The 26,841-nt window shown below is 54.0% G+C and carries 20 protein-coding genes, 1 tRNA gene and 1 pseudogene; 7 read left to right on the top strand and 15 right to left on the bottom strand.

Annotated features, from left to right (window positions below):
• Nucleotides 1–263 precede the first annotated feature (263 nt).
• A complete protein-coding gene (mqo, locus tag E2K99_RS21830) occupies nt 264–1,913 on the top strand; it encodes a malate dehydrogenase (quinone) (RefSeq protein ID WP_121040555.1) in 1,650 nt (549 codons plus the stop codon).
• A gap of 101 nt (nt 1,914–2,014) precedes the next feature.
• Here mqo and E2K99_RS21825 read toward each other — a convergent pair whose 3' ends face one another.
• Together E2K99_RS21825 and E2K99_RS21820 are read right to left on the bottom strand one after the other, a co-directional pair.
• Entirely contained in the window at nt 2,015–2,875 is an 861-nt protein-coding gene (locus tag E2K99_RS21825) for an alpha/beta fold hydrolase (RefSeq protein WP_134223546.1), read from the bottom strand.
• 73 nt (nt 2,876–2,948) lie between these two features.
• Entirely contained in the window at nt 2,949–6,305 is a 3,357-nt protein-coding gene (locus E2K99_RS21820; protein WP_166675094.1) for an autotransporter outer membrane beta-barrel domain-containing protein, read from the bottom strand.
• A gap of 204 nt (nt 6,306–6,509) precedes the next feature.
• On the opposite strand from E2K99_RS21820, the gene E2K99_RS21815 reads away from it, so the two are divergent.
• Together E2K99_RS21815 and E2K99_RS21810 are read left to right on the top strand one after the other, a co-directional pair.
• Complete coding sequence (locus E2K99_RS21815) at nt 6,510–7,205, top strand: hypothetical protein (RefSeq protein WP_134223544.1); 696 nt, start codon at nt 6,510–6,512, stop codon at nt 7,203–7,205.
• 7 nt (nt 7,206–7,212) lie between these two features.
• Nucleotides 7,213–7,977, top strand: coding sequence for an OmpA/MotB family protein (locus E2K99_RS21810; RefSeq protein ID WP_134223543.1), 765 nt, complete (start codon nt 7,213–7,215; stop codon nt 7,975–7,977).
• 90 nt (nt 7,978–8,067) lie between these two features.
• On the opposite strand, the gene E2K99_RS21805 is transcribed toward E2K99_RS21810, so the two are convergent.
• The 4 genes and pseudogenes from E2K99_RS21805 to E2K99_RS21790 all read right to left on the bottom strand — a co-directional run bounded on the left by E2K99_RS21805 (nt 8,068) and on the right by E2K99_RS21790 (nt 10,595).
• Nucleotides 8,068–8,436, bottom strand: coding sequence for a DUF1493 family protein (locus E2K99_RS21805; RefSeq protein ID WP_134223542.1), 369 nt, complete (start codon nt 8,434–8,436; stop codon nt 8,068–8,070).
• Nucleotides 8,436–8,868, bottom strand: a pseudogene (locus E2K99_RS21800) (STM2901 family protein). The gene E2K99_RS21805 and the pseudogene E2K99_RS21800 overlap by 1 nt, the downstream one beginning before the upstream one ends.
• Before the next feature lie 784 nt (nt 8,869–9,652).
• Nucleotides 9,653–10,093, bottom strand: a complete 441-nt coding sequence (locus E2K99_RS21795; RefSeq protein ID WP_134223541.1) for a hypothetical protein — start codon at nt 10,091–10,093, stop codon at nt 9,653–9,655.
• A gap of 316 nt (nt 10,094–10,409) precedes the next feature.
• Nucleotides 10,410–10,595, bottom strand: a complete 186-nt coding sequence (locus E2K99_RS21790; protein ID WP_134223540.1) for a hypothetical protein — start codon at nt 10,593–10,595, stop codon at nt 10,410–10,412.
• Between the two features lie 1,214 nt (nt 10,596–11,809).
• On the opposite strand from E2K99_RS21790, the gene istA reads away from it, so the two are divergent.
• Together istA and istB are read left to right on the top strand one after the other, a co-directional pair.
• Complete coding sequence (istA, locus tag E2K99_RS21785; RefSeq protein WP_134223539.1) at nt 11,810–13,342, top strand: IS21 family transposase; 1,533 nt, start codon at nt 11,810–11,812, stop codon at nt 13,340–13,342.
• Nucleotides 13,326–14,105, top strand: coding sequence for an IS21-like element helper ATPase IstB (gene istB, locus E2K99_RS21780; RefSeq protein WP_134223538.1), 780 nt, complete (start codon nt 13,326–13,328; stop codon nt 14,103–14,105). The genes istA and istB overlap by 17 nt, the downstream gene beginning before the upstream one ends.
• A 606-nt stretch (nt 14,106–14,711) precedes the next feature.
• Here istB and E2K99_RS21775 read toward each other — a convergent pair.
• The 6 genes from E2K99_RS21775 to E2K99_RS21750 all read right to left on the bottom strand — a co-directional run bounded on the left by E2K99_RS21775 (nt 14,712) and on the right by E2K99_RS21750 (nt 21,730).
• Nucleotides 14,712–16,499 (bottom strand): DUF927 domain-containing protein, encoded by a 1,788-nt coding sequence (locus E2K99_RS21775; protein WP_134223537.1) that lies wholly within the window; start codon nt 16,497–16,499, stop codon nt 14,712–14,714.
• The gene (locus E2K99_RS21770) at nt 16,496–17,680 is read right to left on the bottom strand and encodes a site-specific integrase (RefSeq protein WP_134223536.1); all 1,185 of its coding nucleotides are present in this window, start codon (nt 17,678–17,680) and stop codon (nt 16,496–16,498) included. The genes E2K99_RS21775 and E2K99_RS21770 overlap by 4 nt, the downstream gene beginning before the upstream one ends.
• 824 nt (nt 17,681–18,504) lie before the next feature.
• Nucleotides 18,505–19,215 (bottom strand): hypothetical protein, encoded by a 711-nt coding sequence (locus E2K99_RS21765; protein WP_134223535.1) that lies wholly within the window; start codon nt 19,213–19,215, stop codon nt 18,505–18,507.
• Between the two features lie 30 nt (nt 19,216–19,245).
• A complete protein-coding gene (locus E2K99_RS21760; protein ID WP_134223534.1) occupies nt 19,246–20,409 on the bottom strand; it encodes a radical SAM family protein in 1,164 nt (387 codons plus the stop codon).
• On the bottom strand, nt 20,406–20,990 hold the full coding sequence (locus E2K99_RS21755) for a hypothetical protein (protein WP_134223533.1): 585 nt from the start codon (nt 20,988–20,990) through the stop codon (nt 20,406–20,408). Before E2K99_RS21755 ends, E2K99_RS21760 begins: the two co-directional genes overlap by 4 nt.
• 395 nt (nt 20,991–21,385) lie before the next feature.
• Nucleotides 21,386–21,730, bottom strand: a complete 345-nt coding sequence (locus E2K99_RS21750) for a hypothetical protein (protein ID WP_134223532.1) — start codon at nt 21,728–21,730, stop codon at nt 21,386–21,388.
• A gap of 154 nt (nt 21,731–21,884) precedes the next feature.
• Here E2K99_RS21750 and E2K99_RS21745 point away from each other — a divergent pair, with 154 nt between their 5' ends.
• Both E2K99_RS21745 and E2K99_RS21740 read left to right on the top strand, forming a co-directional pair.
• Complete coding sequence (locus tag E2K99_RS21745; RefSeq protein WP_134223531.1) at nt 21,885–22,301, top strand: hypothetical protein; 417 nt, start codon at nt 21,885–21,887, stop codon at nt 22,299–22,301.
• Between the two features lie 277 nt (nt 22,302–22,578).
• A complete protein-coding gene (locus E2K99_RS21740) occupies nt 22,579–24,834 on the top strand; it encodes an RNA-binding domain-containing protein (RefSeq protein ID WP_134223530.1) in 2,256 nt (751 codons plus the stop codon).
• A gap of 232 nt (nt 24,835–25,066) precedes the next feature.
• Here the strand turns inward: E2K99_RS21740 and E2K99_RS21735 are convergent, their stop codons facing one another.
• The 3 genes from E2K99_RS21735 to E2K99_RS21725 all read right to left on the bottom strand — a co-directional run bounded on the left by E2K99_RS21735 (nt 25,067) and on the right by E2K99_RS21725 (nt 26,758).
• Complete coding sequence (locus E2K99_RS21735; protein WP_134223529.1) at nt 25,067–25,624, bottom strand: hypothetical protein; 558 nt, start codon at nt 25,622–25,624, stop codon at nt 25,067–25,069.
• Nucleotides 25,625–25,764: 140 nt separating this feature from the next.
• A complete protein-coding gene (locus E2K99_RS21730) occupies nt 25,765–26,487 on the bottom strand; it encodes a hypothetical protein (RefSeq protein ID WP_134223528.1) in 723 nt (240 codons plus the stop codon).
• A gap of 195 nt (nt 26,488–26,682) precedes the next feature.
• A tRNA-Phe gene (locus E2K99_RS21725) sits at nt 26,683–26,758 on the bottom strand.
• Between the last annotated feature and the right edge of the window lie 83 nt (nt 26,759–26,841).

The raw sequence follows: 26,841 nt of genomic DNA, 5'->3' as shown, positions 1-26,841 counted from the left end.
GCATTCCCCAAATGCCGGAGACAGGTATCGGACAGGCAGTTGAAACCGGCAGGCACCACCCAGGCTACAGGCCTGTACGTGCGCCGTGGCCCCGCGCGGCCACGCCCGGCCGGGCTTGCATTGATCTGCAAGGCCCACATGACGCAGCGCTTTCGCGCCCGCCCTCCACGGCAGGCGCTGTGGCCTGTGACATGCACCGGTTGTCCGACTCCCCGCCACTGTGCAGGGGAGGCAGCCCTCTCTCATCACAAATGGATTAGACAATGTTGAAAAAATCCTTCCTGGCCTTGCTGGGATTCGTAGTTGCGCTGGTCGTCACGCCCGCTTCGCAGGCGGCGGACGTCAAGAAGGTCGACGTGCTGCTGGTCGGCGGCGGCATCATGAGCACCACCCTGGCGGTCTGGCTCAATGAGCTGGAACCGGGCTGGTCGATGGAAATGGTCGAGCGCCTCGATGGTGTGGCCGAAGAAAGCTCCAACGGCTGGAACAACGCCGGCACCGGCCACTCGGCCCTGGCCGAACTGAACTACACGCCCGAAGACAAGGACGGCAAGATCCAGATCGCCAAGGCCATCGAGATCAACGAAGCCTTCCAGATCTCGCGCCAGTTCTGGTCGTGGCAGGTCAAGAGCGGCGTGCTGAAGAATCCGCGCTCCTTCATCAATTCCACCCCGCACATGAGCTTCATCTGGGGCGATGACAATGTCGCCTACCTGAAGAAGCGCTACGAAGCCCTGCAGGCCAGCCCGCTGTTTGCCGGCATGCAGTACTCGGAAGACCACGAGCAGATCAAGAAGTGGGTGCCGCTGATGATGGAAGGCCGCGACCCCAACCAGAAGCTGGCCGCCACCTGGACCCCGCTGGGTACCGACGTCAACTTCGGCGAAATCACCCGCCAGTTCGCAGCCTACCTGCAGACGCGTCCCAACTTCGGCCTGAAGCTGTCCAGCGAAGTGCGCGACATCACCCGCAACGGTGATGGCACCTGGCGCGTGGTCTACAAGAACCTCAAGGATGGCAGCACCACCGAGACCGATGCCAAGTTCGTCTTCATCGGTGCCGGTGGCGGTGCCCTGAAGCTGCTGCAGAAGTCCGGCATCCCCGAGGCGCGTGACTACGCGGCCTTCCCGGTCGGTGGCTCCTTCCTCATCACCGACAACCAGGACATCGCCCTGCGCCACCTGGCCAAGGCCTATGGCAAGGCCTCCGTGGGCGCGCCGCCGATGTCGGTGCCGCACCTGGATACCCGTGTGCTGGATGGCAAGCGCGTGATCCTGTTTGGCCCCTTCGCCACCTTCTCGACCAAGTTCCTGAAGCAGGGCTCGCTGTGGGACCTGTTCTCGGCCACCACGACGCACAACGTCTGGCCGATGGCCCGTGTCGGTATCGATGAATACCCGCTGGTGGAATACCTGGCCGGCCAGCTGATGCAGTCCGATGACCAGCGTTTCGCCGCGCTCAAGGAATACTTCCCCAACGCCAAGAAGGAAGACTGGCGTCTGTGGCAAGCCGGCCAGCGCGTGCAGATCATCAAGCGGGATGAGGCCAAGGGTGGCGTGCTGAAGCTGGGCACCGAAATCGTGGCCTCGGCCGATGGCAGCATCGCCGGTCTGCTGGGCGCCTCGCCCGGTGCCTCGACCGCCGCGCCGATCATGCTGACCGTGCTGCAGAAGGTCTTCAAGGACAAGCTGGCTACGCCCGAATGGCAGCAGAAGGTGCGCCAGATCGTGCCCAGCTATGGCACCAAGCTCAATGACCACCCGGACCAGGTCGCCAAGGAGTGGGCCTACACCGCCGACGTGCTGCAACTGATGCCGCCGCCGGTGATCGCGCCCAAGGCGGCCGGCCAGACCGGCAAGGGTGGCAGCATGGAAAAGCCAAAAGCCAACGCATCGGCCGATATGGCGCTGTGATGGCGGGGTTGCCTGTTTTCCAGGCAATCACGATATGAAGTTTTGTTAGAAAAATGGGTAGCCCGGATTTTCCCGGCTACCCATTTTTTATGGTGGATCGGTCAGGGCTGCTTGGCTGTACAAGGCAGCGGTACTGCCAGCAGCCTGGGCCAGAGTTGATCCCATTCGCTCTGGTGCGCCATGCCCTGCACGGTCACCAGTCCGGCGCAGCGGCCGACCTGGTCGACGAAACTGTGCGTGATGGAAGTGGGGATGACAGTATCCCCGGTGCCGCTCACATGCAGTTGCGGGATGCGCTCCACCTGCGCCGCCACATCGATGGGATTGAGCGAGCCTGGCATCTGAGAGACCTTGTGCCATTGATTGACGGCCACGTGATCGAGATTGCCGGCCACCGTGCGGATGGCGCCCACATCCTTGCGCCGCGCCGCCAGCAGCACGGCGATGGCACCGCCGCCCGAGAATCCCACCAGCTCCAGCCGGGCCGGCTGCAGTCGCGCCACATAGCGGCTCAGGGCTTCATCCATGGCACTCACCACTAGCGGGGAATAGCGCAGGCCGGCCCAGTACTCCGGCTGGCAGATCGGATTGCGTGCCATCGGCGTGAACTGGCAGGGCCGCGCCAGATACACCACGTCGCCGCCATCGCTGGCGGCCAGGCGCAGGCCCATGGCGGTATGGGGCGTCGGATCGGGGGAGACCTGAGTACGCGTGATCCAGGCACGGCCATCGCCTTCCAGATACACGCGCAACAGCGGGGCTTTCGGGCGCGCGTGCACGTAGGCCGTCAGTACGAAGGGACCGCCGCGGACTTCCTCGCGTTGCAGGCCGGCAGGTGCGACCAGGGCATCGGCGCGCTGTACGAGATCGGGATCGCTGGCGCAGCCGGCCAGCAGGGCGAGGCTGGCGAGGGCCAGGGCAGGGCGGGGTAGCCGGAACCGGGAGGGGAAAGAGGAGCGCATCGGGCGATTGTCGCCGGAGTGAAAAAGGCCCGCAAGCGCAAGCTGCGGGCCTTGTTTCATGGGCAGGACAGCATCAGAACAGCCAGCCCACGCGTGCGGTCAGTTGATGCATCAGCGAGCGGTCGCGGACTTCGGCGTCATAGCCGAGCGTGCCATAGCTGCCCTGGGCCCCGTTGAAGCGATAGCTCACGCCCAGTTGCACGGCATCGCGATTGGGCGCGGTGCTGGCGGTGGTGAAGCTGGGACCGCCGGCCACGAAGCTGGCGGTGACATCCGGGTTGCCCGCCAGCTCGTGCAGGTAGCGCGCACGCAGTTGCAGGCGGTCGCCGTTGTCGCTCAGGCGATTGAATTCCACGCCCAGGGTCGGCTGTACAGAATTGGCACGGCTGGACTCCACGTTCTGCGCCAGCGCCGCATTGCCGCTTTCGGTGTAGCCCTCATTGCTCGGGTGCGACAGGCGCAGGCCGGCCAGCCAGCGGCCTGACCAGCGCTGGCTGAGGGCGAAGGGCAGGCCGGCTTCCACGCGGGCACCGACCTGCCAGCCGTTGTAGCTGCCGCTGACCGTCTGGCTGAGGAAGCTGATGGCACGCTGGCTGCTGTAATGATTGCCGCCCACCATGAGCGCGCCGTCGAGCGTCCAGCCATCCATGTCCAGGCCAACATAGCCGCCCACATGCACCGCATCGACGTTGACGTCATTGCCGCTGGCGTTGTCGCTGCCACGCGTGCCGGCACGCGTGTAGCCGAGCGTGAGGCCGGCCACTTCGCGGGCGGAGAGGTCGGTCTCCATGCCGGCAGCCATGCCGTAGGCGCTGACATCATAGCCATCAGCGCCGGCGCGGGCCTGCTGTCGGCCCCAGGCACCGAGACCTTGCAGCCAGACACGGCCGCGTGCGGCGGCTTCGCCGGTGGCCACGCCGCTGCCACCCTGCCTGGCCACAGGCGCATCGCCACGTGCGCTGTCCACGCGTCCGGCCACGGCCGAGAAGACGCTGCCCATGGAGATCTGCGCCGCCTGCTGGCTGGCGCGATTGGTTTCCGGTTGCAACTGGCGCACCGCGCTGCGATAGGCGGCGGCCGTGGGCAAGGCATCCAGCGAGGCCAGCAGGTTCTGCACCTGGGCGTTGCTGCTGTTGTTGCCGAGCGCGTCGAGCGCGCGGCCCAGCGGGCTGCCGCTGACGTCGCTCACGCTGGCGGTGCGCCGGGCGGTGAGGATCAGGTCATTGCCCGAGACTTGCAGGCCGTAGTCCAGCGTGGCGGTGTCGGCCAGCTGGATCGTCGACACATCGACCGACAGGCCGCTTGCGGCCGAGAGGATGGTCCAGCGTGCGGTATTGGGGACATAGGTCTTGACCACCGGCTGCAGGGTCGCACCGTTGGCCAGCGTGGCGCTGCCGGCTGCATTGATCCGATCGGCCTGCGGTCCCGCCACGGCCACCTGCAGGGTCCCGTTGCTGCCCACGGAGAGATTGCCGCCGACATTGATGGTGCGCGTGGCCGTACCCTCCGCCGCCTGGAATGCGCCGTTGATGGCGAGGTTGCCGCCGGTGCCGAAAGCGCCATTGACCTGCAGTACCGCCCCCTGGTTGACGGTCATGTTGCTGACGGTGCCGAGGTCGTAATTGAAGCGTGTGACGCCGTCGCGCACGATGTAGTTTTCAAAGCCCGACAGCACCCCGGCCGCAAAGGTCTGCGTGCCGCCGGTGGTGAGCGTGTCGATGCCTGCGCCGCCATTGATGGTGCCGATCACGGTGCCACCCAGCAGTTGCAGTGAATCGTCGCCGTCGCCCATGTCGATGGCCAGACCATTCTTGCCTTCGATGCGGCCGTAGTTGATCAGCGTATCGTTGCCGCCGCCCATCTGCACCGCCGCGCCCGGTACGGTGCTGCCACCCTGGCCGGTGAGCGTGGCCTGTGCGCCGCCGGTGATGACGCCGCTGGCGTTGTTGATGAGCGTGTCATCGTAATTGCCGACCAGACCGATGGCGATGCCCTTGTTGCCGGTGATGCTGCCGTCGTTGACGATATACGCCTTGGCACCATTGACGCCACTGGCCCCGCCGGTGCCGCGTCCGGTGGTGTTGCCGGTGTTGTAGGTGATGCGCGGATTGCTCGGGTCCTTGGACCAGTCATTGCCATCGTCGATGAGGATGCCGTGGGCATCGCCATAGATCACCGCGCCCGCGTGGTTGATGATGGTGCCGCCACCGGCGGCGATGCCATCGGCACCGTTTGGCTGGCCGGTGGAATCGAGGCCGCCTGCGCCATTGCCACGGATGGTCCCCCAGTTTTCGATGTAGGCGGTCCCGTCGATATCGACGCCGTCGCCGTCGCCATTGCTGGTGGTGGCGCCATTGCCGAGCACGTCATACACGCGTCCGCTGCCGGCGTAGTTGCCGATGATGGTGCCGTAGTTGAAGACCACGCCATGGCTGTCGAAGCCCACGCCCGAGCCGTTGTTGCCGGTGATGACGCCGCCGGCCTGGTTGATCACCACGTTGTTGCTGATGGCCACGTTGCTGCGCGTGCTGCCATCGGCATAGGTGGCGTCGAAGGTGATGCCGGTGGCGCTCAGGCGCGGCGTGAGCTGGATGGCATTGGCGAGATTGCTGTCTGGTGTGGCGGCCACCGGATCACCGCCATCGATGCCGTGGCGCGCACCGGTGATGCTGCCGTAGTTGACGATGACCGCATTGCGGATGCCGTCGTCGATGGAGATGCCATCGGCCGCTTTCGGCGGCGAGCCGCTGGCACAGGCCGACAGGTAATCCGGACAGGAGGTGTTGACCAGGCTGGTGGTGAAGATGCGCCCGTAGTTGGTCAGCAGGATGTTGGAGCCCATCTTGATCGCGCTCGAGCTCGACGAACTGATGGTGGCGCTGCTGTTGCTGGCCGAGCCGTTGACGATGGTATTGCCGGCGGTGGAGTAGTCGCCGTTGGCATTGATGGCGTAGTTCTTGCCATTGTCCGCATTGGTGGGCGTGGGGCCGGTCTGCGAGATGGTGCCGAGGTTGACGATGGAGAAGGTATCGCTGCCCTTGCCGATCAGGATGGTCGGTGTCTTGGCGCTGCTGGAGGAACTGGTGATGACGCCGCCAGCGGCGTTGTTGAGGATCAGGTTGACCTTCTTGTGGTTGATGCTGATGGCCGTCAGGCCGCTGTTCTGACCGATGGTGCCGGCGTTGTTGATGGTGACGGTGCTGAGGTTGTCGTTGTCCTGCGAGGTGCGGATGGTGGCCGCGCTGCCGGAAGCCAGGGTGCCGCCGGCATTGACGGTGATGTTATCGGCAGCGTTCTTGGTCAGGGTCTTGGCGCTGGTGTCGGTCGTGCCGTTGGCCACCGTGTAGTTGGCCGCCTGGGCAGGGGCATGGATGGCTTGCAGGGCCAGGGCCAGCGGAAGCAGGCGAAGAGGTAAAGAAGAGCGGGCCATGTGCAAAGAAATTGGTAGCAAGTTGTCAAGACCTGAAAGTTTGCTGACAACTTGTGACCGGACCATTACATCGGTCGGCTGCGTGGGGCTTTTCGTCCCTCAGTGTGGTCTTTCTGATAATCTCCTGTCGTGACAAGACGCTGACAATGTAAAGAAGAAGGGGAGCAAGGATGGGAAGGTTCGTCATGCAGACAGGGGCAGTTCATGAATAAATCGCTGTGGAGTTTCCTGCTGCCGCAATGGGATGGCACGGCCTATGGCGGCCTGCAGTGGGTGTTTGCGCTGGTGTTGCTGTTGCTGGTGATTGCACTGCCGCTGCTGCTCTCACGCAGCGCCCGGCCCGCGCAGTGGCAGGCGCGGTTGCAAGCGCTGACCGGTGAGCGCGGGCCTCTGCCTGCGGCGACCACACCGGACGAACTGAGCCAGGCCGTGGCCACTGCGCCGGAACGCTGGGCCGCCGCGATGCCGGGCTTGATCCTGATGTCGGGTTTGCTGGGGACCTTCATCGGCCTGGGCCTGGCCTTGACGGCGACGGCCGGCGTGCTTGGCCCACAGGCGGCACCGGGTGCGCTGGGAGCGGTGATCGATGCGCTGGGCAGCAAGTTCAAGATTGCCGCGTGGAGCATGCTGGCGTTTCTGATTCTGAAGTCCTGGATGATCTTGCGCGGGCATGAGCAGGCGCGGCTGGCGTGGAGCATCGGCATTCTCAAGGACGTGGCCACTGCGGCTGCGCAAGCGCAGGCGGTGCAACACGCAGAAGAACAGCAGCGTCTGGTGGACGCCATCAAGCAAAGCGGACAAGCCCTGCTGGCGGCACAACAGGCCGAGGCACAGCGCGCGCATCTGCGCCATGGCGAATGGCTGGAAGCGCTGCAGCGCCAGTCCGGACGTTCATCCTGAGGCCGTGATGAGTCAATCCGATCACGAATGGGTCGCGGCCACCGGGCTGATGGCGGCGCTGGCGGGGGTATTGATCGTCCTGCTGGCGGTGAGCCGGGCGGGTGGTCCCGAGATTGCGCAGTTGCGTGCGGAGGCACCGCAGATGGCAGCCGCTTCCACGCCGCCACCGCCACCGGCTGCCCCCTTGCCTGCTGCAGCACCCGCCCAACCGGCGCCTGCAGCGGCTGAAGCTGCACCACCGCCAGCCGCGCCGGCGACGGCCCGCCGCGAATCCGACGGGCCGGGATTGACGGTCGTGTTGCGCCAGGTGCAGACGGTGTTTGCGCAGCAGGGCGCTTCCAACCTGGTGGCGGTCGATACCGAGGCGGGGAAAATTACGCTGAAAGAGGGGGCATTCCGTCGCGGCAGTGCTTGCGTGGAGCCGGAAGCGCGGGCCGCGTTTGCGCAGGTCGAGGAGCGGATTGCGGAGTATTTGCAGCAGTATCCGGCGGGCCGCATTTATGTGGAAGGCCATACGGATGACAAGCCGGTGAAGGCCCCGGTGACCGATGTGCGCGCGTATTGCACGGTCTACGATGACAACTTCACGCTGTCTGCGGCGCGTGCCCGCGAAGCGCGCTTGCTGCTGATCGGACGCAGTGCGCCGGAAGCGGCGCGCCGCGTGATCGTGGCGGGGTATGGGGATTCGCAACCGCTGCCGGGGCTGGCAGCCAGTGATGAACGCAACCGGCGGGTGGAGGTGCGGTTCGTCAATGGGGGGGGAAAGAATTGAGCTGAGGTCGTGATGTTGCGCACGTTGCGATCAGCTCGGTTTTGTTTTTCTGTTTTTGTGTTATCAGCTGGCGTGATGGGTTGTGTCGATTCAAGTCTGTGAAAGTGATGACAGTGAATCCAGGCGGGCACAATCCCATCGGCCATCAAGGGCTGCTTGATAGAGCATGCCGAGGGTGATTGGTGGTCTGTCGTAGGAAGCCCGCTTTTTCTTTGAGATCAGCAGCAGGAAAATCTCAAGCGGGCTGAAGCCTTCGGGGACAAAATAATGATCAAAATTATAGTCCCCGTAGTCGATGGAGAATTCTTCAAAGAAGTGCTCCATGAAATCATCTGCATCATCGCCGGTAACATCCAGATCGTCGTTAAGTTGAGTATCGCGAGTCAGTAGTTTTTTGGGACTCGTGCAGTTTTCCTTGCGTACCCAAGCTTCCAGTTTTTCCCAGGTGATATCCCGCATTAAAAGATCCTGTCTTCCGGTTTGACCCGGCGATTATAGTTCGCGACAGAACGGCTTGTGATCGACGCGACGTTATAGGCCAAGACCGCCCACCCAACCATGGGTACTGCACGCCCCACAAATTTGCCGATATTTTTTGTCATCAGAATCCGCAGTGTTTTGAGGCTTTCGTTGGTCACCGTTGGGAGGATCTTTCTCTTCAAATCATAGTTGAGGTACCTGCGCCCCATGATTGAGGCTAACGAGGTGCCTTTGGTTGCGCCCCGAGGCTTGGCTCTGGTCGGAATCCAATTTTGACCGGCAAGAACTGCGGCAGCAGCACTGACGTCGTCGACGCCAAACTCCTTGCACGTTTCGTCGATGAATACGTAGAAGAGCAGCTCGTTAGGGGGAAAGTTGGGTATGCAGGCCAAAGGCGTAGGTGTTGTCCATGATTGTAGTCTTCGCGTGTTGAGAGGAGGGATTGCTCATCAAACCTCGATCAGACTGGATGCTTAATGCTGAGTTCTAAAACCTGCATCAAGAGACAATGAAGCTTTGGCGGACTCGATCTTGGGACTTGTGCTGATTCTTTGGGGCGATGCCACGCGTGATGCAGTTGCTGAAGACTATGCCAACAAGGAATCAGCTTGCTGCATCCGACATGGGTGAGGGGCGCAAGACGAGCAATCCCGATAGGGGAAAAAATGTTGGCGCTGAAGTGAGAATCCTCAACCCGAAGGTTGCCGTTTTCTTCTAACTCGGTGGCCGCGTGGGTGCGCAAACACCGATCGACGAATTTTTAAGGCGTTGGCCAAGGAAAATCGGCGGCAGGCCTCCTTTAAATCAAGCGCATGTTGGCCAGAGAATTCGGGGCATCTGAATCTGGCTGGGAAATACCATTGTGAATGGGTCGCACTTTTTCTTTCAGAGAAGTCCGACGGCATCTAATGCTCGCTTGCTTGTTCAAAAAACTGCTGTGGTGAGATTTTTTCATCTTAACCAGCAATAGACCAGAAGCTGCGGCAAACTCATTTCTTTAGCTCCTGCTACTGGCTTCGATACACTGGTCCAGCCGGATTGCATTTATGTCCGGCTTTTTGGGGCGGTTGATTTTGTTCGCGGCTTTTTTAAATCACGCGGGTCTTGGAACGTTATTGGGGTTTCTCAGCATAGATATTTATACTAATCTTCTGGCATTTTCTCGCGATGCAGGCCTCAAAGCCTATTCCCGAGGCTATTGGTCAAGTTCCATTTTGTAATAGCCGTAGATGGCGTCTCCTCCCGGGATCATTTCAGAAACGACCAAAGAGAAATATTCGTTTTCTATCTTCCATATCGTTACGGATGACAACCCCTCTACAATTTGCTCGTCGACTTTCTCCCCGTGTAAACTTTTTACGATGAAGTTATTCAATTGACGTTTTATGCTCAATCCAAAAGAATCGGCAAGGAACAGCTTCTTATTTTTTATTTTAAATTTTCCGTTGACGTAGGCATCCAGAGCTTTCTGCATGGAAAACTGTTGTTCGCCGTACTGTTCCAGCTTGCCGGTATGTGCAGGTTTGAAATAAGTCGCAGGTATTTCATCGACAGCCGACTTCTCCATTCCAGCAACGCTGGCGGAGGCAAGAAGGTAAAATGCGATTGCGCTTGTGGCTAGCATCAGTTTTTTCATATGCCCTGTTTTTGGAGATTGTTGCCTTCTCTAACTGGAATGAAAAAACGGCGGATTTTTGGGCTACCAGCTGGAGAATTGCCGCGCGCCGCTCAATAAAATTCTTCGAAAAATGTGCTGTAGTCAGGCCCCCGCTGAGCCTCAACCTGTGCCTTCGTCTAAGGTTCTGTTGCAAAATTAGTTTAAAACTTTTTCAGCTGTGGTTTTAAAGTCAATGCGCAGGCCAAAGACAGGACAGCCACATGGAAACCATATTAAAAAAACTGATGAGCAAAATCACTCATCAGTTTTTTACGTTATCGCAAGCCGGACCAATTTAGCCGTCGCCGCCTCCGCCGCAAGCAATAAACTCAATAAGTCCCATCTGATACCATTTATTCTGGCAACTCCAACCATGTTTAAATGTAAAGGCGCTTGCTGTGTTGCTAAAGGCAAGACCCGCAGCCAGAATAAAAGCTAGTCCTATTAATTTCGAGCGGGACTTTTTCACGTTGATTTTCATGAGAGTTCCAATCTAAATAAGCAAGCCAAGACTCATCCCAAGGAACGCATAAAATCTTTTTAATGGGTTCACATGGCATCGAAGATGTTGGAAACCGCCGTAGCTGCTCCAACAAAAATCAGACGTCTCTGGCGTACTGTTTGTTCCCAGGAATGCGAGTAATTTCAAAGTGGCGAGTATTCGGGAGGCTTGGCGACGACTTGGCTTGAATAACAAAAGATAAATCGCCACAGATTAGGGGGGGCCGTGACGGTTTCCGTGTCGAGCGAAAATGAATGGACTGCTCACTATCTTCCCCTTGGCGGCGGAATTGGACCAAGGACCATTATCGTCCGATGCAGATGCGAGTAGAATCCCCGACTTTTATTCCCGTCTGCTGAGACTTTTGCGCACAGTAATTCTTGTGTGGGCTGGAAAATGGGGTTGGCCGAGTGAGCCAAAGAATGTGGGCGCGGAAACGAAAAACGCCAACCCGAAGGTTGGCGTTTTCTTATAACTTGGTGGCCCGGGGCGGAATCGAACCACCGACACAAGGATTTTCAAGACGTTGATCGTGGCAACGCGAAGATGGGCACCCTTTCGATAGAGCGTATTTCGGCCAGAGAATGGCGGCTTCCGAATTTCCGACGGAAATGCCTTGTGAAATATGTAGCACCGTTTTCCTCTGAAAATTAGCCAGTATTTTTAAGATCACTCACTTGTTCAGACACTTTCGGTGGCGAGATTTTTTGCGGAGAAACCAGCAATAGACCAGAAGTTCCAGCGACTGCGTGAAGGACGTCCGCCGTTCGATGTTATTTGGGAATACAGAAAGATTGGCCACGTTGCCAGCAAAAGCCCATGCATCCTGAAAGTCCTCCCGCCAGAACAAAAAATTTCTGGCTTCATCAAAGTTGATCACCGCACATTCTGCACACGTTGAATGACGTGGTTGTGCCAATACCTGAGTTTCGGGTGGGTCTGGTCAGAAGGGGGGATGGAGGGTCCATTTTCTGGGAAGTGAGTTGAAACGCTGTCCAATTGTTACTGACCCATGCATCAGCTGGAAATAGCTGCTGAGTGTGGCATGCCGCCTTATCATGGGATCCGATGCATGCAAATTGACCCATGTTGATTTGCATTGAAAACTGACCCAGTTTCCCCGGAAATTTGCATCCTAAGTTGACCCATGTTTAGACCACAATCCTGCTCATGACATCGAGCGGGAGAACGGAGTGATAGACGTGGCCCTACTTGGAATCATTCGACGCTGGTACATCAGAGATCGCGTCTCGATCCGGGAAATCGCCCGCAGGTTGGACATTTCCCGAAACACGGTTCGTCGCTACATTCGATCAGAGGCGATCGAACCTTCCTATGCCAGCAGGCATTCACCGAGCTCTTTGGATGCATATGCCCCCAGGCTTTCCGCGTGGCTGAGCTCAGAGTTGGTCAAATCCCGTAAGCAAAGACGGACCCTGAAACAGATGTTCCTGGAGTTAAGGGAGCTTGGTTATGAGGGGTCGTATGACCGTGTGGCGGCCTTTAGCAGGCACTGGAAGGCGGGTCAGTTAGAGAGGGTCAAATCGGCGAGCAAATCAACATATATCCCGCTTACGTTCGCTCCTGGTGAAGCATTTCAGTTCGACTGGAGCGAGGACTGGTGCGTCATTGCGGGCGAAAAGACCAAGCTACAGGTCGCCCATTTCAAGCTCAGCCATAGCCGTGCCTTTTATCTGAGAGCGTATCTGCTGCAGACTCACGAGATGCTCTTCGATGCCCATGCTCATGCATTCGAGGCCTTTGGCGGCATTCCGCGACGTGGTATCTACGACAACATGAAGACGGCGGTTGATAAAGTGAAATCGGGCAAGCTGCGCGAAGTGAATGCTCGGTTCACTGCAATGACAAGCCATTATCTGTTCGATGTTGAGTTCTGCAATCCCGCGTCCGGTTGGGAGAAGGGCCAGGTCGAAAAGAATGTGCGAGACAGCCGAGGCCGGATATGGCAAACGGTCCCAGCCTTTCCTAGTCTGGAGGCTCTCAACAAATGGCTGGAAGAGGAGTGTCAGCGTCTTTGGAGAGATGCTCCGCACCCCGAGCTTGATGCGAGCGTGTGGACTATTTGGGAGGCTGAGCGACCTCATCTCCTGCCAATGGGAAAGCAGTTTGACGGCTTTGTCGAGCAGTCGAAACGGGTATCGCCAACATGCCTGGTGACCCTCGATCGCAATAGGTACAGTGTGCCGTCATCGTTTGCCAACCGTCCTGTCAGCCTTCGAATCTATGCGGATCGGCTGGTTGTTATTGCAGAGGGACGTCCGATTGCTGAACACGTCAGGCTCATAAATCGTGACCATGGGCCGGGAAAAACAATATACGATTGGCGCCATTATCTTGCAGTCTTGCAACGAAAGCCCGGGGCTCTGCGAAATGGAGCTCCTTTTACAGAGCTGCCGTTGGCATTTAAAGAAATGCAGTCAATATTGCTCAAGCGGCAAGGCGGCGATCGAGAGATGGTCGAAATCCTCGCCCTTGTCATGTTCCATGACGAAAAAATTGTGTTGGCCGCCGTCGCAGCTGCCTTAGAAAGTGGTGCTCCCTCAAAGCAGGTCGTCCTCAATATATTGAGTCGGCTTCTCGACGGTGGGCCAGTCGCCAAAGTCACGGCCCCACAGGCCCTCAAATTGCTTGTCGAGCCGACTGCTGATATCGAACGATATGATGCATTGCGAGTGAAGGAGGACGGGCATGCCGACGCAGCTTGAATCCATTCAAGAGATGTTTCGAGGGCTCAAATTACGGGGTATGGCCCAGGCAGTGACCGACTTGTCGGAACAGAACTCGCCGGCATTTCAGGCCGCGCTTCCGTTTCTTTCAGATTTGGTGAAAGCGGAATTTTCTGAACGCGAGGTGCGGTCTCTTGCCTATCAGATGAAGGTGGCGAAATTTCCAGCTTACCGTGATCTTAATGGCTTTGACTTCAGTGTCAGCGATGTGAACGAGGCATTGGTCAGAAGTTTGCATACTTGCTCCTTCCTTGAAACCGGCCAAAACATCGTCTTTGTTGGTGGCCCTGGAACTGGGAAAACCCATCTGGCCAGTGCAGTTGGAATTCAGGCAATCGAACATCACGATGCCCGCGTCCGATACTTTTCCACAATCGAGCTTGTCAACCAGCTGGAGCAGGAGAAACTTCAAGGGAAGGCTGGCCATTTGGCGGTCAGGCTGACGCACACCGATCTGGTTATTCTTGATGAGCTTGGATACCTTCCATTTAGTCAGAGCGGAGGGGCTCTGCTTTTCCATCTCATCAGCAAGCTGTATGAGCGAACAAGCTTGATTATTACGACGAACCTCGGCTTCGGCGAATGGGGCGCTGTCTTTGGAGACCCGAAGATGACGACAGCTCTTCTCGATCGGCTTACGCACCACTGCCACATTGTGGAAACGGGGAACGACAGCTATCGTTTCAAAAACAGTTCCACGCGAGAGAAAGGGAGGAACACTGGCAAAGGATCTTCAAACTAGCTGCAGTTGAGACGGGTCAATATTAAGTGCAAAGACCGGGTCAGAATCTCATGCAATATCACAGAGTATGAAAGGTCGTATGTCTCTAAGGCTACGCTGAGATGCCAGATGGTTGCCCCGGTCAAAGCCGTGAAAATCAACATCCTCGCAGCTTAGATGGGCGGATATTGAGAGGAAACATTACCGCCTACTGACCGTGAGGGCTTTTAAGCGATAGCCTAATAATCCCCATATCGAAGGTCCATTCCCGTGGCATTTTTATATTTCCCGATCATATTCTCAAATTTCAAAAAAAGGAAAATCGTCCACGGAGGTGGGGGAAATGATGTTTTCTCCGAGCTCGGCGAGCAAAAACGAGTGACGTTTGCGCCATCATGCTGCTGTTTTCATCCTCGGCCATTTTCCTGAAAGACATACCTGTTGTCAGCGCACGAACGTCGTGCATTCAACTAACTAAAGGCTGCACAGTCTGCACATCAAAATGTCATGAGTCACATGTCGTCGGCTTCCTCCTTATTTACAGTGGAATCTCTCGATGCTCAATGTATTACTTCAATCGAAGCAAATAAAAAGGGCATGACCGTCGCCATGCCCCTCTGACTTTACTTAATCATCTTCTTCAACAATTACTCGTGGTGATGACTTGTCGCGGGCAGGTACTTCCTCCCCAAGGTCTTCATCGACAAGCTGCTCCAGTTCTTGGCTGATGCCTTGGGCATTGATGGCGATGAAGCGTCTCGCCTGATTTCGGGAATAGAAATAGCGTTTCGTAAATCGTCCTTGATTGTTCTCATCGGTAACGAGCAAGTTCTTCTCCACAAGTGATTTGATCCAGGCCTTAGTGCAGCCAGGGATCAGGGTCTCGAAGAGCATCGGATCTAAGCAATACCTATCGTATCTTTCATCAAAGTAGATGCTGTCCTTTTGATAGTCAAGTGGAGGCGAGATTTCGATGACCTTGTCGACGTTTTCGAAGAGCATCGTTGCGAGGCGCTCGGCCGGCGAAGTGGTCTTGCGATAAGACCACCAACGCTTGACGATTTCCTCAAACGCATTCATGACATGCTCCTGCGTACTTGGCAGCAGGCCGGATTCGATCGCAACAAACGCTGTGACTACTGCATTGGCGAAGAATCGAACTACCCGTTTAGCACCGTCTTCACAGTCGGCAGGTGTCAAGCGACTCTCGATATCTTGAAAATGCTTCTGCTGAACGCGTAGGAAGGCGTCTGGGTGTTCGATCATCCAGTTGATGAAGAACTCAGCGGCAGTCCCATAGTAAGTCGCGCACGCATTTTTAAGGATGCCTGCGAAGGCGGACTCCGACGATGCGTCACCGATATCAAAAAAAATAGAACCGGTAGCAGGAATATCGATGGCACGATCAAGCTGGCCACCCTTGATTTCGCCCTTCTCCGCGATTCTATCCGCGATTGAGATTTCGCCCGCTGAGCAGGCAATGGTTTGCCACTCGTGGTTCTTTGCTACGCGACGGCTAGACGTTGCTGTAATCGTTCCTTTATTTCCTGAAAGAAGGTAAACGAGTTCAGCTAAGTTGAGTCTTGTTCCCTCGCCCAACTCATCGGCAATAAAGGGCCGCTGGAAATGTCCTCCCAGCGTTGCTTCGATACCCGCTTGGCTTGCGTTCATTTTGCTGATGTATTGAGCGTCTTCCATTCCCGGCGAGGCATGACTTGGGTCTACTCCGTTGCCAAAGTAAGATGCCGCTACCTGAAGCATCGTGGTCTTGCCTTTTCCGTGTTTTCCGAACCAATTGACCCACTTCGAACCGACGCCGCTGATATCAAGGGTCAGGCTTGAAAGCGCGATCATACCCGCTGTCAGTAAGAAAGGATTGTTGATGCAAGGGGTTAAAATATGTTCTCGCCACTGATCAAGCGTTCCGGCGGTGCGCATGTTCTGGTTCATCTCCTGGGCGAGGATAAAGTTATTAGAAATGGCAACGTCCTTGCAAAGGATCTTACTGCCCGTTGAGTATGCGCGGCGGTCAGCAAACCATCCTGTGCGATTAACTAGCGTTATCGATTTACCGTTCTCAGAACAAAGAGCGAGGGATTCCTTAAAGGCGACGTAAAACAGTTTGTCGTTTTGGATGATCAGTCCTTGAGCGCACAGGCTGGACATGATCTTGGTCTTGTTGTGGATATCTTGCCCGGAAATAATAACGTCCCTATCTTCGACATCACCAGGACAGAGAATCTTAGCAAGATATTCAACATTGCGATTGTTGAGGTGGATGAGCTTCGCAGCGACTCCAAAGTAGCCTAGAGTCACAACAGTGAGTGCTTCGCTATCGGGGGACTGCTTAGAAATTTGACCTTTGTCGATAACGACATTGCCCATGGGATGCAGTGTAGAAAAGTCGATGCTCATTTTGATTCTCCTTCCATGAATTCGGCGATTGCATTGGTGCGGTCGTGCAGATGCTGTTGTGATAAGTGCGCGTACCGCTGCGTGCTGGCGCTGCTGGAATGCCCTATGAGTTCCTGGACGTCGTATATCCGGAAGCCATTCATCAAAGCTTGGCTCGCATAATTGTGGCGCAGGGAGTGAATGCAGAACTTGTCATTGATGCCGGCCTCCTTGAGTACCCGCTTAAGGCACTTCGTCGGATTGTTAACAGGTTTCGATGGGTCCTCTCCGGGGAAGATGAATGGGCCTGAACGGCGAGACTTCATGCGTTCGATTACGGCTATTGCAGGTGCAGAAAGGGGAACATCCCGCTCCTTACCATTCTTGGTCTTCGGCAGATGCAGTTGCTTTAACGTTGGATCGAAGTGCTTCCACTCGGCTTGCAGCGCTTCATTGCGTCGCATTCCAGTGAAATAGATGAGTTCGATGGCTGAGGCCATGACGGTGTTGGCATCATTTCTCAGCGCCTTTAAGAAAGGTGCGATCTGATTCTTCTGGAAGTAATCTTTGCGAACGTTATTCTCTGGAAGCTGCTTGATTTTCTTGCAGGGATTAGTCTCAAGGATCCCATGATCTACAGCGTGATTGCAGACACTTCGCAAAAGCATAGCCATGCGATTGCGAGTCGCAGGTCGATGGGTCTTTGAGAAATCAATCAGAAAGCTCTGGATCTCAGCTTGTGTCAGTTTACTTAAGGGGATATCACCGAACCTATCCTTCAGGTGTACGCGGTACTTCGACTCGTCGGAACTGTACGATCGCTTGTGCTCCTTGGCATAAGGAAGATAGATCTCTAGGAAAAAATCCCCAAACAACACTTCTGCAGGGGCGACCGCAGTTTGTGCCTTAGGATCGATACCTTGATCGATAAGGGAACGAATCTCGTGGGCCGCCTTGCGGGCCATGTCCAGGTCGGTTCCCGGAAATTCGCCGATCTTCTTGCTGCCTTTTCTCTTGTCGCTCGAGTACCGCATGTGGAAGACCTTCCGTCCACTGCGATACACGCAAAGGTGCAGGCCAGTGGCGACGGTATCGCTGTATTCGTCAACGGTACGTAGCGTAGGGGCGACTAGCGCAGCAATGCGCTTCATCGTGAAGGGGAACTTGGCTTCGTTACGGCGTTTGTTTGGTTTGAGTGTCATGTTGATCCTCAGAAAAGCAGTTGATTGATTTTTGGTTTTCGAGGGGGCCTGACCACGTCTCTGGTGTTCACGGGAGATGCATGCACGGATGCAGCGGGCGAGCGGGTGCCGACGCAGATGCGTTACAAGGCAGACGAGCGGTGCAGACGAGCAGGGTGCTCCCGGGAGGCCGGGGCGTGGTCAGGCGGGGTGGTGTGTCATGATGCGTGGCCTTAAAAAATCAAGTTATTCGATTACGATTTTTTTATGGCCGCCTGCGCTGAGGCTTTTGGGCTTGGCGTCTAGAGCCCGTCAGGGAAGTCTGGGAAACTTCCCCCCTTATGAACAAGTTGTCCAACGCGTGAAATGTTGACTAACTACTGCAATCGACATCAGCGACCAAAGGCTAAGCACTGATCAAAAGAACGATCGGTGGTTGTGAGATCCTTTGCTCACCTCACTGCAAACGCGGTGGTCTTCTTGATGTGGCTTTGTTTCTTAGAGGCATTGCAAGCCCTCTGCTTTTGAGTCAGAGCGGAACGGATGTCTTAGGTCTATTCCCGGTGTTGCAAGGAAAATGCAGGCTGAGGACAAGGTGACTTCTGACTTCCACATCGATGGAAGAGATCGCATTCTGCCGACCCAAAATTTAACTGTCAATCCCCCGTTCTTGTCGCTGGATGATGTCCCGGACAAGGCTTGCCGAGGTCTAAAAATGGTGTCTTTCGGCGGACTTCCTTGACGCAATACCCGTCGCCACTTCGTTATGGTTAGTGATTTAGCCATGGACGGCATGCATAAAAAATAAAAATATTTTTCATTTGTGGCATGCATCGAAGCATCCATCAATAGAAATATCCATAATCCAACAACTCATGACGGAGCAGATCGATAAAGATGTTATCCGGGTCAGGCGAAGCCAAAATCTCGGAGACAGACAAGAAAATCTGCTCGACTCGCTCCGGTAATGCTTGATACGGCTTTTGATGAAATGCATCATCTTGGTTGACCAACACAGCCTCATCGATTGGTAATCTGATCTGGATGAAGTCTGAGGCATTCATCTCTGCCGCCAATGCTCCCAGATTGCGCAGGAAGACGACCAAACCTTCGGACAAGAGATCGTCAAGCGGCACTTGCTGTCCAGAATCGTCATCTGCTGAGACGAGATCGACCATGTACTCATTCAACGGATTTTGGAAATACACAGCTCCACCTTCCTTGCTGTTGACCGTGCTGCCAGACCAGTATCGGATGATTTCTGCATATCGGTCAGGTAGCACAGGCGCATTTGCAAAGATGCAGCCGCGCAGATGCATTGGCAAGCAGACATGCGCATCGAATCGCGTTGGATCATTCGGCTCGAGCAGCAAGGCAACATGCGCATTCTCGGGAACTACTGCCAGTTGCAACGCCTTGCTGTTCTTGAGGTAGTAGCCTTCTCGCTGGGTGATAGCTTCGTCGTCTGAAAGAGCTAGACGGTCGTGATAGTCCAGGTTCTTGAGCAAAATCGACGTGGCATAAGCTTCCTTCGTGACATGGATAGTCGCGTTCATTATCTTCCTTCGGGGAGTTGGTATTGCGGGTTAGTCGAGGACGGTGAAGCCCTTTCGAAGCAGCTTGATGCGGTGCTGCTGCTCAATTGCAGGGCGATGCGGAGAGAAAAGGGAATGGTCTCTGTTGCCTGATGGCCGTTGAGCGACCTTTTGTGAAACTGCATTTCGGATGGCTGATTCGCCAACCTCGGGGTCAAACAAGAACTGACCGTTCGAGAAAGCGAAGCGATCTATGTCGTACTGCGCGTTGCTGACAAAGTGCTTGGCCTGGTTCTCGTCGGGCATTTCAATCAAATGAAGTGCCTTTCCAGCGCGTTCAGGCTTGCCGCTGAAATATCGAATGTGGCCAGCCGGGCTGGTGAGTTCGGTGAAGGTGAAACCAAAGCATCTGGACAGATCTTCCTTGACCAGCGGCGATAGTGCGATCAGGTCGATGTCTTGGTATTCAAGATGCTGCTGCGGAGAGAGAAGATGGCGAGCGAAGCCTCCAAAGAGATGAATGCGGGCATCTGACATCAACGCCTGTGCCAGCCCTTCGTTGTCTTGCACGATCTGGTGACCAGTGCAGTCGACCGTGGAAAGATATCGACCTGCCAGACATAGCCGTTTCGGAACATACACAATGCCGGCATGGCCGAATCGCATCTGCTCCATATCAAGCGGGAAGATGCTGTTCAGATTCTCTCTGAGCACCAATCGCTTGCCCAGGCGCTGCCGAAGCGCCAGATATTGTGGCTTTAGCGTGAGGAGAAGGTCGGAGGGAAGGGGAGGCAGCACAAGCGAGAATTCGATGTCGATGCCGTCCCAGTTGGAGGAGTGCTGGGGAAGGTGCGGGAGAACGTCGTTATCAAGAGAAACTGAGATGAAGTCCACATGACCTTTGAGTCTGTGGATGTTAGAAAGCTCTCTGGTGATGATCCGAACGCGGAATCCGTGGCTCTTGATCTGCCTGATCATGTTCATCAGGTCGCTTTGATACTCATCAAAGCGATACATCGGGTCAGCTCCGCCGCTGATGGTGACAAAGGACTTCTTGCATTGTCTGAGGAATTTATCGATTTCCTTGGGGTTCTGCGGCCCATGGGGAAGCAGTGAGCTTTCTCTCCAAGTACAGTACGAGCACACCTTGCTGCATCCAAATCCCTTCTTCCGCCAATTCACGACAATGGTGAAGTTTGGAGATGCAAGGGTCATGTTGCGGTTCCTTTCGGCCATTTCGGTGGCTTCGTGGAGTCCTTTTTCTTGGGCGGTGCCACTGGGATTCCAGCTTCACTGACATCGATTTCAAGCGGATTGCCTGGAACGCTGGCCAAGACTTTCTTCCACGTAGCAACATCTCCGCAGACTTTGTGCTTGCCATCCGTCTCATTGGCCGGCCCGAGAAGATCTTCATGGCGCAAGATTGCGGCAATGAATCCGGCATTGTTGCTGCTCCTTCCCGCAAACACATCGGCGAGTGCTTTGGATGGGAAAGCTTCAGCTTTGGCGAGTTTGGCGAGCGTCGTCTCAATGCGGCTGACAGGAACGAATTCACGGCTGAAATAGCCGCCGCTGCTGTTGCTGATGATTCGCAGGCTTATCTCGTTGCTCTCGGCATCCTTCGTGATCTGGTATCGCAGTACTTCACCATCGAATTTCCCGAGCTTCGGGGCTGTTTCCTCTTTCAAGAGCAGAAGGTCGAGGCGACGTGTTGTGACTTGGGGCTTGGATTGGCTTGCGGCTGCCTTCTTTTCTGGCAATGTGATGGTGTTTCTTTGTTCTGAGGCTTTGCTCATTTAGTGTCCTTTACATGGGAATGCATTTCAATCCGCACACACCGCACACGGTTTTCAGAGGAGAGGCTGTGGGTGAGGAGGAGTCAAGCAGGTCAATCCCTGCACACTTTGCACACGGATTTGCAAGGTGGGTCAGCGGCGATATCGCAAGAGAAAAGCCACATCGAAACTCCTGGGGAGGATGGAATCCTTCATGTTGGCAGGCGTTCCTTTGATATCGAGGGAGACAGATCCGATAGGGCTGTTGATTCGCTTGGTGGCGTGCCACTGCTGGCTGGATGGTTTTCGGGCTGTATTCTTCATATTGGATTTCCATTGGAGGAATGAAAAAGCCCTCAAGTCCGCGAGGGAACGTGAGGGCTCTTGGGGTTACTTGATCGAGACCAGGCTTAAGGTCAATCCTTCAATTCTTTGTACTTGCCTCGATACGCAGGACCAGCGCGGAAGTCCTTCATCTTCATCAGCATCTGGCGGCTGTAGTTCGGGCCATAGAAGATCAGGAAATTCCCGTCCTTCTGGGCGATGAAGCAGCCGTGGACGATCTCCCCAGTGGTCTGGATCTGATACATCGCAAACAATTCTGTGGGGCAACGTGAACCGCGTTGGTTACGCATGATGGTCACGGTCCCATCGGCATCTTCCTTGTACGCAAGCATGTTGTAGTCTTTTTCGTCCACTTGGTAAGCGTGGGACGAAAGGGATGTGGCCGCAAGAATTGCGGCAAAAATGACTTTTTTCATCTTCTTTGCAGTTTCCTTTTTTGGTCAGCGTTGAATGCCAGGCGCCAATCCGGTACACCGGGAGGCACTAGCAACGAAATTATAGTAACTTATGGTTACTTAAGGTAACCAACTAGTTCTATAAAGTTACTGTGAGAATTAGTAGCGTCAGAAGATGGACGCTACTAACGAGAAATTGAGAGTGCAATTCAGTGAGCGCTTGAAGCGGGAATTCAAGCGCCAGGGATTGCCTTTGACGAGCCCGACGAACATCGCAAGCGAGTTCAATAAGCGCTATCCGGGCAAGAAGGTAGTGCCGCAGACTGTGCGGAAATGGTTGGGGGCAGAGGCAATGCCGACTCAAGAAAAGTTGCTGGCCCTTGCGGAATGGTTTGAGGTCTCGCCTCAATGGCTACGCTTTGGTACCGGCGTGAGAGCTGAAAAACGGGAAAACGTTAGTCTAGAAGCTATGCTGAATCAAAGTCGTCCGGAGCTGGCGGTAATTTTTGAGATGTTGAATCAACTTTCAGCTAGTAATTTGAAGCTCGCTGAAAATCTGATTCAAAGTCTTATTAATCATCAACAGCAGTAGACTGGCAGCTGGATAATAATATATGCATGAATTTATAGTTAATTGGAATTGTTTTCGCAGTTCAACAACGATTCAAATTTTCTCATCTTTGGTAAGCACAAAATTTAATTGAATGAATGTTACGTAATACTTTTCTTGCCTAAGAAATTCATCTTCAACGGGGGGGCTCGTTTTCGGTGAACTGAGTCAACGTCGCCCTAGGTAGAGCCATCGACCTTCTGAGGTTATGTTGGTGCTTAGTCTATAAATAGAAATACTGATAAATAAAAGAGAAAATATGACTGGAATTGTTGATTTGGTTTCGCAATTACATATGGCAGTTGTTGATGGGAGCTTGGCTCCAGATATATTTTCTGATCTTCCAAGAGAGCCATCGTGTATTAACGAGTGTGAAGTCCTTGATTTTAAAAGGCAGCTCCCAATCGATGATAAAGAGTATTCGAAGCTAGTTCGAGATCTCATCGCATTGCATAATTCTTATGGGGGATTTGTCGTTTTTGGCATCACTGAAGCTGACAAAGATCGGGCGTTTGAAATTGTCGGAGTGGGCGATCAGAGGATTCAAGTCAATAAGTTAAGGGATAACGTCCGCGCATATACAGATGCTGATATAAGGCTCCAAGTTTCGACGTTAGTCGTAAACGGTTTTTCGCTGGAGGTGGTATGGATTGCGAAGCGCGATCTTGGGGAGCGTCCAGTTAGATTTGGTAAGAACGGGCCCGATGATAAGCCTGGAAAGCCATTATTCAAAAAAGGCGAAGTCGTCTTTCGTAGAATAGAGAGTAATGCGGTCGCGCAGAAGACGGAGGATTACGATTTCCTCTTTTCTGAGCGGAGACCACCTTCGGTTGGAATGCTGATTCCAATTACGGATAATAAGGATCCGATTGAGAACACACTTCCCGATAGATCTCTGATATGCCCCAGGTTTGTAGGTCGAAAAGATGATATCGGAGATTTATGGGCTTGGCTCAGTGATGATTTTTCTCGCGTGCGACTGATCGCAGGCGAAGGGGGATTGGGAAAGACGAGTTTGGCGTATCGGTTTTCTGAGGAGCTATCGGCACGTAGAACAAAACCGTTCGTAAAGATTGTCTGGCTTACTGCGAAGAAGAAGCAATTCGTCGCTGCAAGAGATGAGTATCGTGAAGCTTCTTATGTTGATTTTGATGACGCCATTTCGTTATTCAGTGCAATTGGAAAGGCATTGGGTTGTGAAGATAGCGATTTCCTTGATTTGGACGCGAAAGGAGCGATGCAAGTAGCTCTCGAGAGTTGTGCGCTGATTTCGAGCTTTATCGTAGTTGACGACATTGACTCGTTAACAAACGATGATCAATTGCGAGCCCTTGAGTTCGGTATGCGAGCACCGATGGGAACCAAATTCTTGTTGACTACGCGCGTCAATTTTTCTTACTCGCCTGATAACGTATTAAAGTTAAACGGCCTGAAAAATCCAGAGTATGCGGACTACGTTGCCGTGTTGCGGGAACGTTACAAGTTGCCACCTTTGTCCTACGGGCGAGTAGAGCACCTGCTTCGAGAAACGGGTGGCTCTCCTCTTTATACTGACTCTCTGATTCGTCTGGAACGTATGGGTATGCCTGTTGAGAAAGCGATTACTCAATGGAAGGGGGAGCGTGGGCTTGAGGTTCGCAAAGCAGCGCTCTCTCGAGAAGTTATGCAGCTTAGTAGAGAGGCTAAGCGTGTACTATTTGTTATTAGTACTCTTCGGAATTGCACTTACGTTGAGTTATCGCAAATCGTTGATTATTCGGATCAAACGCTGGGAGATGCCCTTCAAGAACTATCTGGACTGTTTTTGATCAATGCCCCATCCATTGCCAAGGAGGCTCGTTATACTGTTGAGCCGAATACTGCACTCTTGGTCGTGTCGATTACTTCTACTTTGGCCATTGATCATAAGGCCTTGCTGGGCGCAACAAGAACTTTGAAGTCAGATGCTCGAGGGTTGGGTTTGTTCAAGCGCTCAAATATCGTTGGTTTAGCAATAAGTAGTGCTCTAGCATTGTTGAAAGAGGGTCGAGGAAAGGATGCTTTAGAAGTGGTAACCGCTGCTTCAAAGAAGTTAACAAGGCCTCATCCAGATCTTCTGCTGGCCGCTGGGCGCGTGAACCTGAAATTAAATAGTCCAGATTACGATGAGGCAAAGAAAGCTTTTCAAGAGGCATTCAAATTAGGGCAACGAAAGCCATTATTATTTGAGCTTTGGTTTGAAACAGAGCTTGAACGAGGTTCGTTCGATGACGCTTTATTCGTTGCTGCAGAGGCGCTAAATCAGGAGCTAGATGTACCCGGATGGTACGAGCGCCGTGCACAAGTTCGGGTCGCGCTTGCTCAACGCGCGACATCTAGATTTTCAAATGATGCTGCAATCCGAGAGATAGATGCTGCTTTGTCTGATTTACGGAGTGCCAAGAGCGCCAGTTCTGGCGAAATTCAAGATAAGAGGTTCTCTATTTTGATTAATCAGGCTTTAACTCTTAGGGCACGTCTTGTGTCGGGCGGGTAACTGTTCCAGTCAGCCATTATTATCGCGGATGTTTATTTGGTCGCACTGACCGAAGACGCATTGTTGATTTGCGCTGAAAACTGCTTGGTGGGAATTGCTTGACGCGATGCTCTGAACCTAAGTCGATTTTAGGCGCAGATGTGTTGATGATCCTTTGAAGAAATGAATCATGGCTAATTCGATGTGTTTAAATTATTGGCCTTCAAGATGCCAGGGAGGGGCAGCTTGTGATTTACAGATCACTTAACGTTGCTGGCCGACGGAGACGAGCGCGATCTTCTTCCGTTGAAAAGTAAATGACGCAGGTTTCAGTATTCCCGGCGTATTTGTGAATCGAAAGTTGTGTGCCATTTTTCCCTAGCCATATCTTCTTTTCGTCTTCGAGCAGTGCCCCAAAGCCGTTTTGAGCGCCGTCTTGGCTGGTTTTATCTGGAGTGCTGAATTTCTTTGTAAGGCTGGACATTACATGGCTATAGTCGTTTGAATGCACCGTTATCCGTATCCTCTCCAATCGGCCCTCTTTGCTAATTAGGGCATTGATATCGCCCTTCCGCTCAGCGATGCTGCTTCGACCGTTGCAAATGATCGCGCCATTTAGGCCATCTCCGCACTTGACACCCAGGGCCTGCTCCACTTGTGCAGGGAGTACTGCTGAACGAATTTCGAGCCCTTTAAATTCCAGTCTTGCCGGTTGTTTCCCCAGTGAGTTGCTTGCTCCGATAATGAAGAACACCGCCAGTGCAGCGAGTTTATCGATTTTGAAGAAGCTGTCGCCATGCAGAAATTTCATTTTTATTTTCTTTCAGGAGGGGAGGGCGGTAGGAAAAGAAATTTTCTTATGGAGTTGCTTTCGAAGCAGTGCTCCATCCAATGAATGAGCCTGAACAGGCGAGTTCTGATTGCAGAAATCGAAAGCGCCAGCCTGTGACCTCAAAGATGGCCATGGTGTAATGATCGTCCAATCTCCGAGAAGGCGTTCACGGATGGGACCGTACGAGCGCCTTTGTGACCGCATTTGTTGCATTTAAGTTTTGCTGCGAGCTGATGCAAGCTAATCCCACTCGCGCACCAATTGGCTAGCTGCGCCGGGGAGAAAACAGTCTCATTATGTCGACACCATTTCGAAGAGCATTGAATATTCATTCCCATATTCGACTTGCTCCAGTTCTCTAGGGACTCGGTGCGTTTGTCTAGAATATTGAAAATACGCTCTATCCATAGGAGGTCGGAATATGCTTTTTCTCGTAATGGCGTGGACTTAGCTAGCTCATAGAGAAAGACGCTATCGAGTTTGAACTTGACTTCATGCTCGGGGCCAGCTGTTCTAGCTTTGTAAGCAGTATTGTTATCACGAGCTGCTTTGGCTATATAGTCGTAGTCCTCACTCGAGGCATTCGAAGAGTATCCGACGCAAATTTCCCACTCTTTTTTCTTTGAGGATGCTGAGGGGCTCGAGTAAAAAATTAAAGTGAAACGATCTTCAAATGGGGTGCCTTCGTAATCAGAAGACTTTGATGAATACAGGGTGATGCCATGATCAAATTCAGCGCCAGATCTATTTACTTGGTATTTTCTAGCGTCTTGGATAATTTTAGCCAGGCGACGAATTGTAATGTCGCAAAGAACACTTGAGTCAATGTCTGTGAACTGCATACTTCCTCCCGACGAAAAGTATATGCCATTCGCCTGAGCTCTCATTGTTTAAGAGTTCAGGTTCACGCTCGAATGAAGCGGACCTTACTTTGAGTTTACTTCTCGAAATCGGGAATAGACAGGAGGGAGAAATTTCAGCCCTGAAAATGAAAAACGCCAACCGATGAGGGCTGGCGTTTTTGCTTGGGATATTCTTGGTGGCCCGGGGCGGAATCGAACCACCGACACAAGGATTTTCAATCCTCTGCTCTACCAACTGAGCTACCAGGCCAAGACGGACAAGTATAGCCACTTTAAAAAATTATGCAAGTCCTTTTTGAAAAATAGTTTTCGCGACCCCGTTTATAATCGCCA

It is taken from the genome of Herbaspirillum huttiense (genome assembly GCF_004367745.1).
GTDB classification, from domain to species: Bacteria; Pseudomonadota; Gammaproteobacteria; order Burkholderiales; family Burkholderiaceae_D; genus Herbaspirillum; species Herbaspirillum huttiense.
This window is presented reverse-complemented; position numbering and strand designations above follow the sequence as displayed.

Coding starts and splice junctions, on each gene's coding strand:
- mqo (WP_121040555.1), top strand. CDS start 264: ATGTTGAAAAAATCCTTCCTGGCCTTGCTGGGATTCGTAGTTGCGCTG.
- E2K99_RS21825 (WP_134223546.1), bottom strand. CDS start 2,875: ATGCGCTCCTCTTTCCCCTCCCGGTTCCGGCTACCCCGCCCTGCCCTG.
- E2K99_RS21820 (WP_166675094.1), bottom strand. CDS start 6,305: ATGGCCCGCTCTTCTTTACCTCTTCGCCTGCTTCCGCTGGCCCTGGCC.
- E2K99_RS21815 (WP_134223544.1), top strand. CDS start 6,510: ATGAATAAATCGCTGTGGAGTTTCCTGCTGCCGCAATGGGATGGCACG.
- E2K99_RS21810 (WP_134223543.1), top strand. CDS start 7,213: ATGAGTCAATCCGATCACGAATGGGTCGCGGCCACCGGGCTGATGGCG.
- E2K99_RS21805 (WP_134223542.1), bottom strand. CDS start 8,436: ATGCGGGATATCACCTGGGAAAAACTGGAAGCTTGGGTACGCAAGGAA.
- E2K99_RS21795 (WP_134223541.1), bottom strand. CDS start 10,093: ATGAAAAAACTGATGCTAGCCACAAGCGCAATCGCATTTTACCTTCTT.
- E2K99_RS21790 (WP_134223540.1), bottom strand. CDS start 10,595: ATGAAAATCAACGTGAAAAAGTCCCGCTCGAAATTAATAGGACTAGCT.
- istB (WP_134223538.1), top strand. CDS start 13,326: ATGCCGACGCAGCTTGAATCCATTCAAGAGATGTTTCGAGGGCTCAAA.
- E2K99_RS21775 (WP_134223537.1), bottom strand. CDS start 16,499: ATGAGCATCGACTTTTCTACACTGCATCCCATGGGCAATGTCGTTATC.
- E2K99_RS21770 (WP_134223536.1), bottom strand. CDS start 17,680: ATGACACTCAAACCAAACAAACGCCGTAACGAAGCCAAGTTCCCCTTC.
- E2K99_RS21765 (WP_134223535.1), bottom strand. CDS start 19,215: ATGAACGCGACTATCCATGTCACGAAGGAAGCTTATGCCACGTCGATT.
- E2K99_RS21760 (WP_134223534.1), bottom strand. CDS start 20,409: ATGACCCTTGCATCTCCAAACTTCACCATTGTCGTGAATTGGCGGAAG.
- E2K99_RS21755 (WP_134223533.1), bottom strand. CDS start 20,990: ATGAGCAAAGCCTCAGAACAAAGAAACACCATCACATTGCCAGAAAAG.
- E2K99_RS21750 (WP_134223532.1), bottom strand. CDS start 21,730: ATGAAAAAAGTCATTTTTGCCGCAATTCTTGCGGCCACATCCCTTTCG.
- E2K99_RS21745 (WP_134223531.1), top strand. CDS start 21,885: ATGGACGCTACTAACGAGAAATTGAGAGTGCAATTCAGTGAGCGCTTG.
- E2K99_RS21740 (WP_134223530.1), top strand. CDS start 22,579: ATGACTGGAATTGTTGATTTGGTTTCGCAATTACATATGGCAGTTGTT.
- E2K99_RS21735 (WP_134223529.1), bottom strand. CDS start 25,624: ATGAAATTTCTGCATGGCGACAGCTTCTTCAAAATCGATAAACTCGCT.
- E2K99_RS21730 (WP_134223528.1), bottom strand. CDS start 26,487: ATGCAGTTCACAGACATTGACTCAAGTGTTCTTTGCGACATTACAATT.